The following is a 16,998-nucleotide window of genomic DNA, read 5'->3' as shown; positions in this document are numbered from 1 at the left end:
GATTTCATTACGATTAATTAGTTTTTATTTTTTTGTGTAAATTTTCTTATCAGCAACTAACTTGTTTATAGTTTCAATTACTTCAAAAAAAGAATTTAATTTTTCTTCTGGTACATTTTCTTTAATGACTTCATTAAATATTAAAACGACATCTTTTGAGTCTTTTCTTTTTAATAAGCCAAAATCAGTTAAATGTATGAGTACGCCACGCCCATCTTTAGGGTTAGGCTTTCTTATAATCAAGCCTTTTTCTTCCATACTTTTAAGTATTCTAGAAAGGCTCGTTGCTTCCATCCCCATTTTAGGGCCAAGTGCTGTTGAAGGTGTTCCTGTTTTAGGATCTATACTTAATAAAGTAAAGCCAACAGCCATTGTTGTATCAAAATTTTTAGCTTCTTCATTATACAACCTAGCAACTGCTTGCCACGTCGCTCTTAAAGCATAATCTATCGTAAGCTCCTTCATAAATTTTTATATGCTACCAAATATAATAAAATTTATTATGCATGCATAATAAATTTACATAAAAATTAAGGACCAAATGAACACATAACTTTAAATTGTAAAATGTAAAGGTTTTGTTCTTAGTAGTATATAAAATAATTTAATATGAAATTATATATTTTAATGCTCGTATATATCATTATAAAGCTCGATATATTTTTGTTTTACAATTTTTCGACGCAATTTCATAGTAGGCGTTAAGTGCTCACTTTCGATACTCCACACATCAGGAGTAAGTCTGAATTGTTTTACTTTTTCCCATTTAGCAAAACTTTCGTTTGCAGCTTCTACTTCTTCTTGTAAACGTGCAATTACTTTTTCATTAGTAACTAAATCTTGATTAGTAGTAATTTCAATTTTATATCGTTTAGCCCATTCTCTAACAAAATCAAAATCTGGTTGAATAAATGCAGCTGGCATTTTTTCACCTTCTCCAACGACCATAATCTGATCAATGAAACGAGATTGTTTAAATCTGTTTTCTAATAATTGAGGGGCAACATATTTACCACCCGATGTTTTAAACATTTCTTTTTTACGATCCGTAATTTTTAAGAAACCATCAGCATCAATTTCTCCAATGTCACCTGTATGAAAATATCCATTTTTAAGAACTTCAGCTGTTTTAACATCATCTTTGTAATATCCCATCATTACTTGAGGGCCTTTTATGCAAATCTCACCATCATCAGCTATTTTAACTTCGGTACGCTCTAAAGGTTTGCCAACAGTACCAATTTTAAACCCACCTTTACGCATATCGTTAACAGATACTACAGGTGATGTTTCAGTAAGTCCATAACCTTCCATTACACCAAAACGAGCCGCGTTAAATACACGAGCTAAGCGAGGTTGTAATGCAGCACTACCTGATGCCATTACTGATAATTCGCCGCCTAAAGCAGCTTTCCATTTACTAAAAATAAGTTTGTTTGCTAAAGCAAGCTTTTGTTCATACCACCACCCATTTTGACCATATGGTTCATATTTTAAGCCAACATCAACAGCCCAAAAGAATAGTTTTTTCTTAATTCCAGTTAAATCAGCTCCTTTCGCTATTATTTTATCATAAACTTTTTCTAAAAGTCTAGGTACAGCGGTCATTACATTTGGTTTTACCTCTTGCGCAAATTCACTTATTTTATCAATAGGAGCATAGTGAATGCTTGCTCCGCAATATTGATATAAATAAATAAGCATGCGCTCATATACATGACAAACAGGTAAAAAACTAAGCGATTTAGAAGTACCTAATTTAATAGGTATTCTTTTAAAGCTTTCTAAAGCATTACTTACAAGATTTTCATGAGATAGCATTACACCTTTTGGTCTACCAGTAGTACCAGATGTATATATTATAGTTGCTAAATCTTCAGTTTTTACATCATTTTTTCTTTTTTCAACTTCATCCTGGTTAGAAGTATCTTCTCCTAGTTCTAAAAGTTCAGTCCAATTTTTACATGTAGAAAGTTCGTCAAAAGAATAGACTTCAATTAAAGAGGGAACTTGATCTTTTATAGCTATTATTTTTTCATAGACTTCAGCGCAAGATATAAAGCAATATTTAGCTTCTGAATGATTTAAAACATAAGCATAATCTTCTTCAGAAATGGTAGGGTATATTGGAACATTTTGAGCTCCTAACTGCAAAATACCAATATCCATTATATTCCACTCCGTTCTATTTGTTAAAGAAATCAAAGCAATTTTATCATCAGCTTTTATGCCTAAGCGTAATAAAGCTCTACTTATGGTGTTTGCTTTATCAATATATTCTTTAGTAGATGTCGAAACCCATTTATCACCATACTTTGTAGAAAGTGAATTCTCAAGGTTATATTTTTCTAATTGATAATAAGGAAAATCAAAAAGTCTGGTAATATTTTGCATAATTAGTTTAAGGATTTGAACTGCAAATTAAGAAAAAAAGGGTATTATAAAATCAGATTGACAAAAATAATAACAATTCTTTGAGAATTTTATTATTTGAGTCATAATTATATTATAATCTTAGAATTTAACAGCTTATCTACAATAAACTGTTATTTAACGTGTTATAATTTCATTATATCATTTTGTAAGAAAAATCTTTCTTTTTGTTTTGTAATTTTAGCTTGAAAATAATTTTATTCCCGAATCAATGAAACAATTTTACTTACCTATTACCTTTTTATTAGATGTTAATAAATTGATATTTGTTATTTTATTAATGATAAGTAATTCAATTCAAGCACAATCAGAGCCGTTTGAATGTGATTTTAATGCTTATTTATTTCAATATAATGATATTTATGCATTAGACCTTGCTTCTGGGGGGTCATATTTGGTTGCTGAAAATATTACTGAAGGCAATATTAATGCAGCAGCTTATAACAGTGCAGATGGTTATATTTGGGGATATTTATCTTCTCCATCAAAATCTATAGTAAGAATTGGAAAAAATTATGAACCAGAAATTTATACAATTCCAGAAATTCCAAATACTAATAACAAATATGTTGGTGATATTACCATAGATGGAATATATTATTTACGCTCAGGTGGAACTACATATTATGCTATTGATTTAAATCCAGAATCTAATTCTTATTTAGAATTTATAGGATCTTATACATTAAATAAAAATATCAGTATTCATGATTGGGCATTTAATGCTGTAGATGGAAAACTTTATTCTGTTGAAAAAAACACAAATCATTTATATAGAATCACAGCTGAAACTGGGGAGGTTGAAGATTTAGGTCTTGTTCCTATATTAGCTGGTTTTAGTTATACATATGGAGCAGTTTATTTTGATATCGATGGTAATTTTTATGTATCAGCAAACCAAACAGGGTCAGTTTACAAAATTAATAATGTACAATTAGCAGGATTAAACGTAATGGTATCTAATATTTTTGCTTTCGGACCGGCTAGTGCAAGCAACGACGGTGCAAGATGTCCAACAGCACCTGTGCCACAAGAGGATTGTCGAAATGGAGTTGATGATGATGGTGATGGTCTTGTAGATTGTGATGATCCATCTTGTTCAGGCATCAGTCTTTGTCCTACAGTAACTACTACATCTGGAGGTAATGATGGAGGTTTAGAAAGTAATGATAGACTTTCAAATTTAATAAATAAGAGGAATTTTAATAGAGCAAGTACCAATTATAAGTTTGATAAACTGAGTGCTAAAGCAATAAAAAAGAGTTTTAACTACAAGAGAAAAGGAGGCTTTTCGAGTAAAGAAATTCCTTTATCAACTTTAGTTCCATTAGGTATCATAGGAGAATCTTCTACAATAGAATCTTCGCCAGCGGATTTAATTGAATTAACAAATGCATCTGATATTTTTTCTGTTGATTACTTAAAAGATACAGAGACAGTAAGTGCATTGATGATAATTAAAACAGAAAATAAAGTTTACGAACACAGTAAATTTATTTGTGATCGTTTTTTAGGAGCAGAGTTGTTATCTGTTTCAAATATTCAAATAAGAGAAAATAATTTTATAAAATCGATAATTAAACAGGCTGATGGTAATACCGAATTTGCATTAACATTTTCTGTTCGTATGAACGAAGCAAATGAATTTATTGTAGAATCTCATTGGAATATTGATGCTTACGAGAAAGATTCATCGTTTTATAATTTTCAAATTTGGTCAAATTCTGTAGATGATTTATATAAATTAGGTGAAGAAATTTTAAATCTTTTAGAAGTAAATAACCCTATTAAACAATATAAAAGCTCAACACCGCCTCCTGTATTTATTAAAAGTGCTAGTTATCAAAAAGGAAATATCAACTTAGAATTAATAAATAATAACAATAGTAATTTGATTACTTTAGAAGGCGGAATGAAGAAAACAGAGACAAGCTCTACAAATAATTTAAGTTTATCTACTGAAATTAATAGTAGGTTAGAGTCATTATCTGTCGAAACAGGTCCTTTATTTGATTTTGGATTTAGAATTCAGAATGAAAAAGGAGATACACCGGATGATTTATTCGTTGCTGATGCTCCTTGGGGATTAGACAATTCGGCTGAAAATACTACCATTGAAAGTTATGAAGTTTTACAGAATAATGAAAGTTATGCTTATAGCGGCTATAGGGTAGAGCGTAACGTTTATTTGAAAGGAAATACGTCTTCTTATCTAGGTGTTTATAGAGCATTAACTCCTCGTTTTAAGGCTGTTGATTTATCTAAATATAAAAAAATGAACTTTATGGCTTCAGGTTCAGGTACTTTAGAGGTAAAAATATTAAAAGGAAATGGATCGTATTACACAAGTAAGGTGAATTTAACAGAAGAGATTAAAGAGATTGAAATGTTAGCAACTGACTTTAAAAATGAAGCAGGAGTTGAGACTGACTTTGCAGATCTGAAAGTACTTTTGTTTAATATATCTTCCTCAGACGGAACAATGCAAGAAAAAGAAATAACAATATCAGAAATTGATTTTAATAATAGATCCGAAATAGTTGATAAACCAATTGTAAAAGAAAAATTAAATACTAAAGCTTTAGTATATCCGAACCCTTTGGTCGCAGAAACAAAATTATATTTCTCTACCGAAAACCAAGGTAGTTACACTTTAGATTTCTTTACTTTAAGTGGTATGTTATTGAGTAATCATAGTATATCAGGAGAATATTTAGAGGGAGCCAATGAAATTTTAATTCAGAGAAAGAATTTATCTCCTGGAATTTATTTTTACAAATTAGCAAGTAGTTCTAATCAAATATGGAGCGGAAAAATTATTGTTAAATAAGAAGCATTGATTAATTATACTTTGCTATGAAAGAGAAGACCACTTGGAAACAAGTGGTCTTATTAGTTTTTCAATAATCGTATTATTTCTGATCCTCAATCCATATTCTTGCATTTACAAAAGCTTGTAACCAAGGTGATACTTCATCATTTCTATCAGTTGGGTAGTGAGCCCAATTCCAAGGGAATGTAGAGCGTTCAAAATGAGGCATTGTAACTAAATGTCTTCCAGTTTTATCACATAGCATAGCAGTATTAAAATCGCTACCATTTGGGTTAGCAGGATAGCTATCATAACCATATTTGGCTACAATTGAATAATCTGATTCTGAAAGCGGTAAATTAAACTTTCCTTCACCATGAGAAATCCAAACTCCTAATTTTAAACCTTCAAGAGATGAAAGCATAACAGAATTGTTTTGTTGAATTTCTACAGATGTAAAGTTACTTTCGTGTTTGTTAGAATCGTTATACGTCATTTTACCATGTGTATGGTGTTCAGGATTTATAAGATCTAACTCCATAAATAATTGACAACCATTACAAATACCAACAGATAAAGTATCAGGTCTTGCAAAGAAATTTTTCAATGCAGTGTTAGCTTTTTCATTGTATTTAAAAGCTCCAGCCCAACCTTTAGCGCTTCCTAAAACATCTGAATTAGAAAAACCACCAACAGCACCAATAAACTGAATGTCTTCTAAAGTTTCGCGACCAGAAATTAAATCAGTCATGTGAACATCTTTTACGTCAAAACCGGCTAAGTACATAGCATTTGCCATTTCTCGTTCTGAGTTACTACCTTTTTCTCTTAAAATAGCAGCTTTAGGCTTTGTTCCTTTAAATTCAGGTAATTTACCATTAAATTCATTTGGGAATTTATACGTTAAAGCCTGGTTTTTATAATTTTCAAAACGATCTTTAGCTAAACCATTTGCAGTTTGCTTATTGTCTAATAAGTAAGATGTTTTAAACCAAGTATCACGCAAAGTAGAAACGTTTAATCCCATTTCCATTCCATTATTTTTAATGGTTAATGTACTTTCAGTAACAACAGTTCCTATTTTTTTAAAATCGATTAGAGCCTCTTTTAAAACACTTTCGATAGTATCGTTTTTTGCTTGAAAAACGATACCTGCATTTTCAGAGAAAAGTAATTTTATAGTATCTTCTTCACCTAAATCAGTTAGGTTTAAATTAGCACCTAAATTTACATCAGCAAAACATAGCTCTAAAAGAGTAGTAATTAAACCACCAGAAGCAACATCATGACCAGCAACTATTTGTCCGTCTCTAATTAAAGATTGAATAGTGTTAAATGTATTTTTTAAATAAGAAGCATCAGTAACGGTAGGTGCTTCATTACCTATTTTATTTAAAGTTTGAGAAAAGGATGAACCTCCTAATTTATAGTTGTCTTTTGATAAGTTGATGTAATAGATAGAACCACCACTTTTTTGTAAAACAGGTTCTACAACCTTAGTAATATCATCGCAATTACCTGCAGCAGAAATTATTACAGTACCTGGAGATATGACATCACCATCTTTATATTTTTGCTTCATAGAAAGAGAATCCTTTCCTGTAGGTACATTAATACCTAACGCAATTGAAAAATCAGAAACAGCTTGTACAGCTTCATATAAACGAGCGTCTTCACCTTCATTTTTACAGGGCCACATCCAGTTTGCAGATAATGAAACTGATTTCAAACCTTCTTTTAAAGGTGCCCATATAAGATTTGTAAGAGCTTCTGTGATACTGTTTTTACTACCAGCAGCAGGGTCAATCAATCCAGAAATAGGGGAGTGGCCAATTGATGTAGCAATACCTTCTTTTCCTTTATAATCTAAGGCCATTACACCACAGTTATTTAATGGTAATTGTAATGGGCCAGCGCATTGTTGTTTGGCAACTTTACCACCAACGCAACGGTCAACTTTATTTGTTAACCAGTCTTTACTAGCAACAGCTTCTAATTGTAAAACTTGATCTAGATAATCATGAAAAAATTCTAATGAATATTCAGGGTTATCATAGTTTCTTGCTACAGTTTTATCTGTCATTATTGTTTTCGGAGAGCTACCAAACATATCCTCTAAAGCCAAATCCATTGGTTTTTCTCCAGTTGTTTTAGATTCAAAAGTAAATCTATCATCACCAGTTACATCACCAACTTCATACATAGGAGAGCGCTCACGATCTGCAATACGAGATAATAAATCAATATCTTTTTTACCAATAACCAACCCCATACGTTCTTGAGATTCGTTACCAATAATTTCTTTTGCAGAAAGTGTTGGGTCACCAACAGGTAATTTATCTAAATCTATTTTTCCACCAGTTTCTTCAACTAATTCAGATAAACAATTTAAATGACCACCAGCACCGTGATCGTGGATAGAAACAATAGTGTTTTTATCACTTTCAACCATTCCACGAACAGCATTTGCTGCTCGTTTTTGCATTTCAGGGTTAGAACGTTGAACGGCATTCAACTCTATAGCAGCGCTAAATTCACCAGTATCAGCACTAGATACTGCTGCACCACCCATTCCTATTCTATAATTATCACCACCAAGTATTACAATTTTATCACCGGCTTCAGGTTTGTCTTTTATAGCTTGGTCAGCTTTACCGTACCCAATACCACCAGCTTGCATAATTACTTTATCGTAACCCAATCTTCTTCTGTTATTAGTAGAAGTTTCATTATGTTCAAAAGTTAATACAGAACCAGTAATTAATGGCTGTCCGAATTTGTTTCCAAAATCAGAAGCTCCATTTGATGCTTTTATTAAAATATCCATTGGTGTTTGGTACAACCATTCACGCTCTGGCATTCCGTTTTCCCATTTTCTATTTTCTTCTAAACGAGAATAGGCAGTCATGTACACTGCTGTACCAGCTAAAGGTAAAGAACCTTTTCCACCAGCTAATCTGTCTCTAATTTCTCCGCCAGCACCTGTAGCTGCACCATTAAAAGGCTCAACCGTTGTCGGGAAATTGTGAGTTTCTGCTTTTAAAGAAATAACAGAATCAAAGTCTTTTTCTTGATAAAAATCTGGCTTATCAGCACTTATTGGCGCAAATTGAACCACTTTTGGTCCTTTTACAAAAGCAACATTATCTTTATACGCCGATATAATATCGTTATGGTTTTCTATTGATGTTTTCTTAATCAATTTGAAAAGTGAAGAAGGCATTTCTTTTCCATCAATAACAAAAGTACCGTTGAAAATTTTATGACGACAGTGTTCTGAGTTTACTTGACTAAAACCAAAAACTTCAGAATCTGTAAGTTTACGACCTAATTTTTTAGCTAGTTGATTAAGGTAGTCAACCTCTTCATCATTTAAAGCTAATCCTTCTTTTTGATTATATGCTGCTATATCTTCAATTTCAAGAATAGCTTCAGGAGTTATTGCAATGGTAAAAATATCTTGATTTAAACCGTTAAATTTTTGCAAAAGCATTGGATCGAAATCTGTAGCAGTCTCCGTAGAAGCTTTAAATTCTTCAATTCTAATAATGCCTTCAATACCCATATTCTGAGTAATTTCAGTCGCATTTGTACTCCATGGAGTAATCATAGCAGCTCTTGGGCCAACAAAAAAGGCGTCAAGAGACGCCGCATTTATTTTAGATTGGTTGCCAAATAACCAAGATAGTTTTGTTATGTTTTCTTCTGAAAGTTCGTTTTTGGTTTGTACTACAAAAACTTTACTGGTTGCATCCCCGAAAAAGTGAATCATGTGTGGTCTTATTGTTCGTTTTAAGAAAGCACAAATTTACATTTTTTTCAGCGATATTTTTTCGAGAATAATTAACAGTTTTAGTATTAATTGTTGATTACTTTTCTTTTGTAAGTCTATAAAAGAAAAGTAATCAATTTTAAATTTATGCTTTAGCAGGAATTTTTTCTAAAAGAGCCATGTAAAAACCATCATAGCCACTTTCTGCAGCCGATACTTTATTCTCTTTAACAAGTCTAAAATCTCTACCTTCTTCTGAAGCTAAAAATGATTTTACTTGGTCATTATTTTCTTGAGGAAGAACAGAACAAGTAGCATAAACCATTTTACCTTCTGGTTTAAGCATTCTGCTATAGCTTCTCAAAATTTCTTGCTGAGTAGCTTTTATTTTTTCTAAAAATTCAGGTTGCAATTTCCATTTAGCGTCAGGGTTTCTTCGTAAAACACCTAAACCAGTACATGGAGCATCAATTAAAATACGATCTGCTTTGCCTGTTAATTTTTTAATTACTTTGGTAGAGTCTATTACTCTTGGTTCTATATTAAAAGCACCATTACGTTTAGCTCTACGCTTTAACTCTTTCAATTTATTTTCATAAATATCCATTGCAATCAATTGCCCTTTATTTTCCATTAAAGCAGCAATATGTAATGTTTTACCTCCTGCACCAGCACAAGTATCTATAACTCTTTGGCCTGGTTGTACATCTAAGTATTCAGCAACTAATTGAGATGAAGCATCTTGAACTTCAAAAAAGCCGTTTTGAAAAGCATCAGTTCTAAAAACATTTCCACGCTCAACTAATTTTAAAGCATCTTTATATCCCTTTATAGGCTCACAATCTACTCCATTTTCGAGAAGAATTTTTCTTAACTCTTCTTTAGTCGTTTTTAAAGTATTTGCTCTTAAAATAACATCTGCTTGTTGGTTTAAAGCATGTATCTCTTTAGTCCAACGTTTGTCTCCTAAAGATTTTTCTCCTAATTCATCAATCCAATCAGGAATAGATTCTTTGAACTTTCTAATCTTAGTTAATTCATCAAACCTTCCTTTAATTTTTCTTGTAGGTACAGTTTCAATTTGTTTCCAATCTGGTAATTCAATACCTCTTAAAACAGCCCAAACAGCAAACAATCTAAAACAATTAGGTCTGCTAAAAGGTGCTTTTACTTCTGCTATTTCAGTATATAAACGTTTGTAACGAACTATTTCATAGGTAGTTTCGGCAATAAAGCCTCTATCACGAGCTCCCCATCGCTTATCAAATTTTAATACTTTCTGAACTACTTTATCAGCATATTCACCCTCATTAAAAATTAGGTTTAAGGCATCAACAACGGCAAACACCAAATTTCTATGTAGTTTCATACTTCTTACTCTTTATTATTTATTGAAAATTAAACTTTAATGAAAATATTTTTTGATAGAATCATTTAAAATTTAAGGGTGCAAAGGTATTGTATTAGAAGTTATTCCCTTTATTTTTGAATGAAATTTATCATTATGAAGTACTTATTTGTATTTACACTGTTTTTTGTTATCATTTCTTGTAGTGAAGAAGTTAAATATACTCCTTTTAAAACTGTCGAAATAGAGACTCTTTATGAAGATTCACTAAGTATAAGAGCTATAGAAATAATTGGTTCTAGTGTTGCAATAGGTGCAAATAATGGATTTATTGGTACAATTGATTTAGCAACAGGAAAAGTTTTTGCTAAAAATCAAAAATACGATTCTATACTACCTGAGTTTAGATCTATAGCGCATACATCGAAAGATGTTTTTGTATTATCAGTCGGTAACCCTGCCTTATTATATAAAACAGGAGATAAAGGTGAACTAGAATTGGTATATAAAGAAGAAGATGAAAATGTTTTTTATGATGCTATGACATTTTGGAATGATAAAGAAGGAATTGCAGTAGGAGATAGTATGAATGGTTGTTTATCATTAATAGTTACTAGAGATGGCGGAGAAACATGGGTTAAGCAAGAGTGCTCATCTTTACCTGAAGGAATTGAAGGGGAAGGAGCTTTTGCTGCTAGTAATACCAATATAAAAGTTATTGGTAGCAAAACATGGGTTGCAACTACTAGCGGACGTATTTATTATTCTGAAGACAAGGCTAAAACTTGGACAGTAACTAAAACTCCAATTATAAATACAGAAGCGACACAAGGTATTTACTCTATTGATTTTTATAATGATACTTTAGGTTTTGCTATTGGTGGAGATTATACACAACCAGAAAGTAATAATGAAAACAAAGCGATTACTACAGATGGAGGAAAAACATGGCGTTTGATTGCAGATACAGCTGAACCTAATTATAAAAGCTGTGTGCAATTTGTACCTAATTCAGGCGGAAAAGGATTGGTAGCTGTAGGTTTTACAGGAATAAGTTATTCAAGTGATATGGGTAATACTTGGAGAAAGTTATCTGATGAGGGATTTTTTACACTTCGTTTTAAAAATGATACTATCGCTTATGCAGCAGGAAAAGGAAGAGTTTCAGAATTAATTTTTAAATAAATAAGCTATTAAAATTCATTTAAATAGATTAAAAGTAAACCAAATAGTTCTAAATTTAAAGATCCATTACATTGTTGTGTAACGGATCTTTAAATTTTATTTACTTATTATCTTTATGTTTGTCACGATACTGTTTGATAAGTTTTCGTTTAAAGTCTCCTTCAGATCTAATCAGTAATAATGTTTTATTTGCAGAGATAACTTTTTGAATTTTCTTTAGATATGTTTGCTCTAATTCTTCTTCTTCTTTTTCATACAATAGATATTTATCTAAAAGTTTGGCAGAATCATTTTCTGATAATTTTTCAGATTCATCAATTTTCTGTCTAATCTCTTTACGACCTTTTATATGTAGCTCTTCTCTTTTTGCTTGGTATTCATTATAAATAGGCCAAAACACCTCTGCTTCTTTACTTGAAAGGTCTAAGCGTTCTGTTATAAAAGCTATTTTTAATGTTTTTATTTTATCCCAATCAGCATTTTTTTGCCCGAATGAAAGCGAAAAAGTAAGCATAAGTAGGGCTAAGGGAATTATTTTTTTTAAATTATTCATTGCTGTTTATATTTAATTCATCAAAGTCATCAATATTATTTTCTAGATAATCCATTACATTGTCATCATTCAAATAGTTGTCTATCACATCATAAACTTCTAATTCATTTACAGGTATAAACTCTGCAATGTCATAACTACTTAAACTAGATTCATTGTTTTCAAAATAGTTTTCGATATCTATATCTGCTAAATCATCAAAACTTAATTCAGGCGTTTTATTTATATTTAAACCAATGACTACTGTAATAATCGCTACTATTGATGCTGCAGCGTAATAATATTTTTTATAAGATTTTAAAGCGATAACCTTAGGCTCTTTAACCTTTAGTTTCTGTTTTATTTCTTTGTTAAGTGTATCAAAATATCCTTCAGGAATTTTAAAACCTTCATTTTTAGGTATATTAGTTGCTTCTTCCTGTAAATTATTAATTAATTTATCAGTGAAGCTATCAAAATAACCTTCTGGAACCTTGAAACTATTACCTGCTTTTTTCATTTTATTGTTTGACTATCAATTTGTTAATAGGTTTAATCCTCTTTTAAAAATGCCTCTATTTTTTTAGTAGCTAAGTGGTATGATGCTTTTAGTGCGCCTACAGATGTTTCTAATATTTCTGAAATTTCTTCATACTTTAAGTCATCATAATATTTCATATTAAAAACAAGTTTTTGCTTTTCTGGTAAAACAGCAATAGCTTTTTGTAACATTAATTGAATATGATCTCCTTCAAAATATACGTCAGATTCAAGATTGTCAGCTATCTTTTCATGAAAATCATTATTATTTAAGCCTAGTTTTCTAGTTTTTATTTTTATAAAAGAAAGAGCTTCATTAGTTGCAATTCTATACATCCAAGAGTATAATTTGCTATCTCCTTTAAATCCATTGATACTTTTGAAAACTTTTATAAATGTATTTTGCAAAACATCATCCGCATCATCATGGTCTAAAACAATTCGTCTAACATGCCAATAGAGTTTTTCTTTGTAGGTGTTTACCAACAACTCAAAAGCACGCGCTTGTGTATTAGGCGTCTGTAATTGTTCTACTAAGAGAGCTTCTTCTATCAAATTTTAATGCCTTAGTTGTACCTATGACTCTAAATTTATAAAAAGGTTTAATTGTAATGGGTGAAATTGTTAAAATTTATGAAGTAAAGAGCTAGAATTAACTATTTTTAATTGTGATTAATAATGCTATATCACGTTATTATGCAATTCTATAATATTCCGAATTGATTTTGAGAATGATGTCAAAATCAATTCGAAATTAAAATTTAATTAAAAAAACCAAAATTAAGAAAGGTTATTAAGTTGATGTAAACGTTTAGTCTAAAGATTGCATTTCAACTAATTTTCGGTAAGCACCATTCGCAGCTAAAAGCTGTTCATGAGAACCTTGCTCTACAATTTCACCTTTTTGTAAAACTACAATTGTATCTGCATTTTGTATTGTTGATAAACGATGGGCTATAACGATAGATGTTCTATTACGCATCATTTTTTCTAAAGCATCTTGCACTAATCGTTCGCTTTCAGTATCTAGTGCAGAAGTAGCTTCATCTAAGATCATAATCGGTGGGTTTTTTAAAACAGCCCTAGCGATTGATAAACGTTGTTTTTGTCCGCCACTTAATTTATTACCACTATCTCCAATATTAGTATCGTAACCGTTAGGTAATTCAGAAATAAAATCATGAGCATTTGCAATTTTTGCCGCTTCAATAATTTCTTCATCAGTTGCATTTTCTTTACCTAAACTTATGTTGTTTTTAACTGTTTCATTAAACAAAATAGAATCTTGAGTAACTAAGCCTAATAGGTTGCGTAAAGAGTGTTTTGTAAAATCTTTGATATCAATATCGTCGATACTAATAAAACCTTCGTTAACGTCATAAAAGCGAGTAACAAGGTTAGCTATAGTGCTTTTTCCGCTACCAGATTGACCTACAAGTGCCACTGTATGACCTTTAGGAACAGTTAAATTAAAGTTCTTTAATACATACTCATCTTCATACTTAAAAGAGATATTTTTAAGTTGAACGCTAGAATCAAAAGTAGCTTTAGTTATAGCATCAGACTTCTCGGTAATAGGATTTTTAGTTTCTAAAATTTCTAAAACACGCTCAGCAGCGGCATTACCTTTTTTTACACCGTAAGATGCTTTACTTATAGCTTTAGCAGGTGTTAAAACTCCATAAGCCAAAGTCATATAGGTTATAAAAGCTGTAGCATCTAAAGTTTTTTCAACCAAAACCATTTTACCACCAAACCATAATAAAACACCAATAGTTAATATACCTAAAAACTCTCCAGAAGGTGATGCTAGGTTTTGTCTATTTAAAAGTTTATTGCTGAATTTAAAAAAACGTTTTGTTGATGCAGAAAAGCTTTTAAAAAATCTAGATTCCGAATTAAAAGATTTAATGACTCTTAAGCCACCTAATGTTTCTTCAACAATAGATAAAAATTCTCCTTGTTCTCTTTGAACATCATCTGATTTTTTCTTTAAAGATTTTCCGATTAAAGAAATTATAAAACCAGATAAAGGAATAAAAATAAATACAAAAATAGTTAGCTTAGCACTAATAATAAACATTACAGCAATTGTGAAAACAATTGTAAGGGGTTCACGAACAACTAGTTCTAATACAGAAAGAAAAGAATGTTGAATTTCTAAAACATCAGTAGTTATTCTAGATAAAACATCACCTTTTTTCTTTTCTGAGTAAAAAGAAATAGGCAAGCTTGTTATTTTATTATACATAGCATTTCTAATATCTTTTAAAACACCATTTCTCAAAAAGGTAATAAAATACATTGCTAAATAGTTAACAATGTTCTTTAATAGAAATAAAGTAATAACAAGTCCGATTACTAGTACAAGTCCTTTCATTTTATCACCATCAGAGTATATTGTTACCCGATAGTTCATATAATCTAAAAAGAAATCATTAAGCTTACTTATGCCTTTGTACTCTGGTGCTACATATAGCGCTTTACCTTTATCAAAAAGTACATTAAGCATAGGCATTAATGCTGCAAAAGATAAAGCGCTAAATAAAGCGTAAAGAATATTAAAAAATACATTTAAATATCCATACTTACGGTATGGTTTCGCATAGCGAATAATTTTTTTAAAATAATTCATTAATTTAATTTGAGTTCACTCAAAATACGGTCAATTTTAGCTTCTAATTTAGCATCAACTTCTTTAAAGTTTTCAGCTTTATCTAATGTTGTATTGATGCTGAAGTAAAATTTTATTTTAGGCTCTGTTCCACTTGGTCTAGCAGCCATTTTAGTACCATCTTCTGTAGTGTAAATTAACACATTAGATTTAGGGATGTCAATTGTAGAAACTTCACCAGTATTAAGGTTTTTAGATGTGGATGTGTTGTAGTCATCTACAATAATAACTTTTGAACCATCGATGCTTAATACAGGATTTTCTTTAAAATCAATCATCATTTGTTTGATTTCTTCAGCACCTTGCATACCTTTTTTAGTCAATGAGATTAATTTTTCTTTGTAAAAGCCATATGCAACATAAGAATCAATTAGATCTTTATAGAAAGAGCTGCCGTTTGCTTTTGCATTTGCTGCAATTTCACAGGCAAGTAGGGTAGAGGTAACAGCATCTTTATCTCTAACAAAGTCTCCAACCATAAAACCAAAACTTTCTTCGCCTCCACCAATAAATTTTTGATTCGGGAAGTCTTTAATCATTTTACCAATCCATTTAAAGCCAGTAAGGGCTGTTTTATATTCTACGCCATATGTATTAGCCATAGCCTCCATCATAGGTGTAGAAACTATAGTTGAAGCGATGAATTCATTGCCTTTAAATCCTTTTTCTTTTTCATTATCTAATAAAAATTTTGTCATTTGAACCATAGTTTGGTTACCATTTAAAATTTCCATTTTACCATCAAGGTTTCTAACAGCAACACCTAATCTGTCACTATCAGGGTCAGTACCAACTACCATATCAGCTCCAATTTCTTCAGCTTTAGCAATTGCTATTGAAAGTGCTTCAGGCTCTTCAGGGTTAGGTGATTTTACTGTAGGGAAATCACCATTTGGTACAGCTTGTTCTTCAATTATAGTTACATTTTTGTATCCAGCACGTTTTAAAACTTGAGGTATGGCTGTAATTGAAGTACCGTGTAGTGATGTGAAAACTATTTTAAAATTATCTTTATCTTTTGCATTGAAACTACCTCTAGCAACAGATTCAGAAATAAAAGCTTCATCAACTTCCTTATCTATCAATTCGATTAAATCAGGATTGGCAGTGAAATTTATATCTTCAAAAGAAAGTGAGTTTATTTCTGCAACAATTTTTCCATCTTGTGGTGGTACAATTTGTCCGCCATCTGTCCAATATACTTTATAACCATTATATTCTGGTGGGTTATGAGATGCGGTAAGTACAATACCTGCGTGGCAGTTTAAATGTCTGACAGCAAAAGAAAGCTCAGGAGTTGTTCTTAATTCTGAAAATAAGAAAACTTTAATTCCATTAGCGGAAAATACCTCTGCAACTGTTTTTGCTAGTGTGTCACTATTATGGCGACAATCGAAAGCAATAACAACTTTTACTTCTTCACCTTTATATGTTTGATTTAAATAGTTACTTAAGCCTTGTGTACTTTTACCTAAAGTATATTTGTTAATTCGGTTAGTACCTGCGCCCATAACGCCACGCATACCACCTGTACCAAATTCCATATTTTTATAGAACCTATCTTTTAGTTCTTCAGTATTGTTATCGATAAGGTCTTGAACTTCTTCTCTAACGTCTTTATCAAAAAAATCAGTTAACCAGGTTTTAGCAGTGTTTAAAATATTGTCCATACGTGTAGCTTAAAATTGTAATATTTATAATT

11 protein-coding genes are annotated in these 16,998 nt (G+C 31.0%); 2 read left to right on the top strand and 9 right to left on the bottom strand.

The window, feature by feature from the left end:
• Positions 1-24: 24 nt before the first annotated feature.
• Positions 25-465, bottom strand: a complete 441-nt coding sequence (locus H0I23_RS07785; protein ID WP_216785893.1) for a MarR family winged helix-turn-helix transcriptional regulator — start codon at positions 463-465, stop codon at positions 25-27.
• 159 nt (positions 466-624) lie between these two features.
• Complete coding sequence (locus tag H0I23_RS07780) at positions 625-2,394, bottom strand: long-chain fatty acid--CoA ligase (RefSeq protein WP_216785892.1); 1,770 nt, start codon at positions 2,392-2,394, stop codon at positions 625-627.
• Between the two features lie 250 nt (positions 2,395-2,644).
• Between H0I23_RS07780 and H0I23_RS07775 the strand changes: the two genes are divergently transcribed.
• On the top strand, positions 2,645-5,263 hold the full coding sequence (locus H0I23_RS07775) for a T9SS type A sorting domain-containing protein (protein ID WP_216785891.1): 2,619 nt from the start codon (positions 2,645-2,647) through the stop codon (positions 5,261-5,263).
• Between the two features lie 82 nt (positions 5,264-5,345).
• Here H0I23_RS07775 and purL read toward each other — a convergent pair whose 3' ends face one another.
• Complete coding sequence (purL, locus tag H0I23_RS07770; protein ID WP_216785890.1) at positions 5,346-9,017, bottom strand: phosphoribosylformylglycinamidine synthase; 3,672 nt, start codon at positions 9,015-9,017, stop codon at positions 5,346-5,348.
• A gap of 145 nt (positions 9,018-9,162) precedes the next feature.
• On the bottom strand, positions 9,163-10,386 hold the full coding sequence (locus H0I23_RS07765) for an RsmB/NOP family class I SAM-dependent RNA methyltransferase (RefSeq protein WP_216785889.1): 1,224 nt from the start codon (positions 10,384-10,386) through the stop codon (positions 9,163-9,165).
• A 135-nt stretch (positions 10,387-10,521) separates the two neighbouring features.
• Here H0I23_RS07765 and H0I23_RS07760 point away from each other — a divergent pair, with 135 nt between their 5' ends.
• Complete coding sequence (locus H0I23_RS07760) at positions 10,522-11,550, top strand: oxidoreductase (RefSeq protein ID WP_216785888.1); 1,029 nt, start codon at positions 10,522-10,524, stop codon at positions 11,548-11,550.
• A gap of 100 nt (positions 11,551-11,650) precedes the next feature.
• Here H0I23_RS07760 and H0I23_RS07755 read toward each other — a convergent pair whose 3' ends face one another.
• From H0I23_RS07755 to H0I23_RS07735, 5 genes are all read right to left on the bottom strand, one after another.
• The gene (locus H0I23_RS07755; protein WP_216785887.1) at positions 11,651-12,103 is read right to left on the bottom strand and encodes a hypothetical protein; all 453 of its coding nucleotides are present in this window, start codon (positions 12,101-12,103) and stop codon (positions 11,651-11,653) included.
• Positions 12,096-12,602 carry a hypothetical protein gene (locus H0I23_RS07750; RefSeq protein WP_216785886.1) on the bottom strand — a complete coding sequence of 169 codons (507 nt, stop codon included), beginning with the start codon at positions 12,600-12,602 and terminating at the stop codon, positions 12,096-12,098. Before H0I23_RS07750 ends, H0I23_RS07755 begins: the two co-directional genes overlap by 8 nt.
• A 32-nt stretch (positions 12,603-12,634) precedes the next feature.
• Positions 12,635-13,177: an RNA polymerase sigma factor gene (locus H0I23_RS07745; RefSeq protein WP_216785885.1), complete on the bottom strand. Its 543-nt coding sequence runs from the start codon at positions 13,175-13,177 to the stop codon at positions 12,635-12,637.
• Between the two features lie 256 nt (positions 13,178-13,433).
• Positions 13,434-15,257 carry an ABC transporter ATP-binding protein gene (locus tag H0I23_RS07740; RefSeq protein ID WP_216785884.1) on the bottom strand — a complete coding sequence of 608 codons (1,824 nt, stop codon included), beginning with the start codon at positions 15,255-15,257 and terminating at the stop codon, positions 13,434-13,436.
• Positions 15,257-16,966 carry a phospho-sugar mutase gene (locus H0I23_RS07735; RefSeq protein WP_216785883.1) on the bottom strand — a complete coding sequence of 570 codons (1,710 nt, stop codon included), beginning with the start codon at positions 16,964-16,966 and terminating at the stop codon, positions 15,257-15,259. Before H0I23_RS07735 ends, H0I23_RS07740 begins: the two co-directional genes overlap by 1 nt.
• Positions 16,967-16,998: the final 32 nt, after the last annotated feature.

It is taken from the genome of Cellulophaga sp. HaHaR_3_176, assembly GCF_019021925.1.
GTDB lineage: Bacteria > Bacteroidota > Bacteroidia > Flavobacteriales > Flavobacteriaceae > Cellulophaga.
Note: the sequence above shows the minus strand (reverse complement) of the source record. Positions and strands in the feature narration are given on the sequence as shown.

Excerpts from the sequence above, each read along its gene's own strand:
- purL (WP_216785890.1), bottom strand. The coding sequence starts at position 9,017 with ATGATTCACTTTTTCGGGGATGCAACCAGTAAAGTTTTTGTAGTACAA.
- H0I23_RS07765 (WP_216785889.1), bottom strand. The coding sequence starts at position 10,386 with ATGAAACTACATAGAAATTTGGTGTTTGCCGTTGTTGATGCCTTAAAC.
- H0I23_RS07750 (WP_216785886.1), bottom strand. The coding sequence starts at position 12,602 with ATGAAAAAAGCAGGTAATAGTTTCAAGGTTCCAGAAGGTTATTTTGAT.
- H0I23_RS07740 (WP_216785884.1), bottom strand. The coding sequence starts at position 15,257 with ATGAATTATTTTAAAAAAATTATTCGCTATGCGAAACCATACCGTAAG.
- H0I23_RS07760 (WP_216785888.1), top strand. The coding sequence starts at position 10,522 with ATGAAGTACTTATTTGTATTTACACTGTTTTTTGTTATCATTTCTTGT.
- H0I23_RS07780 (WP_216785892.1), bottom strand. The coding sequence starts at position 2,394 with ATGCAAAATATTACCAGACTTTTTGATTTTCCTTATTATCAATTAGAA.
- H0I23_RS07785 (WP_216785893.1), bottom strand. The coding sequence starts at position 465 with ATGAAGGAGCTTACGATAGATTATGCTTTAAGAGCGACGTGGCAAGCA.
- H0I23_RS07755 (WP_216785887.1), bottom strand. The coding sequence starts at position 12,103 with ATGAATAATTTAAAAAAAATAATTCCCTTAGCCCTACTTATGCTTACT.
- H0I23_RS07735 (WP_216785883.1), bottom strand. The coding sequence starts at position 16,966 with ATGGACAATATTTTAAACACTGCTAAAACCTGGTTAACTGATTTTTTT.
- H0I23_RS07775 (WP_216785891.1), top strand. The coding sequence starts at position 2,645 with ATGAAACAATTTTACTTACCTATTACCTTTTTATTAGATGTTAATAAA.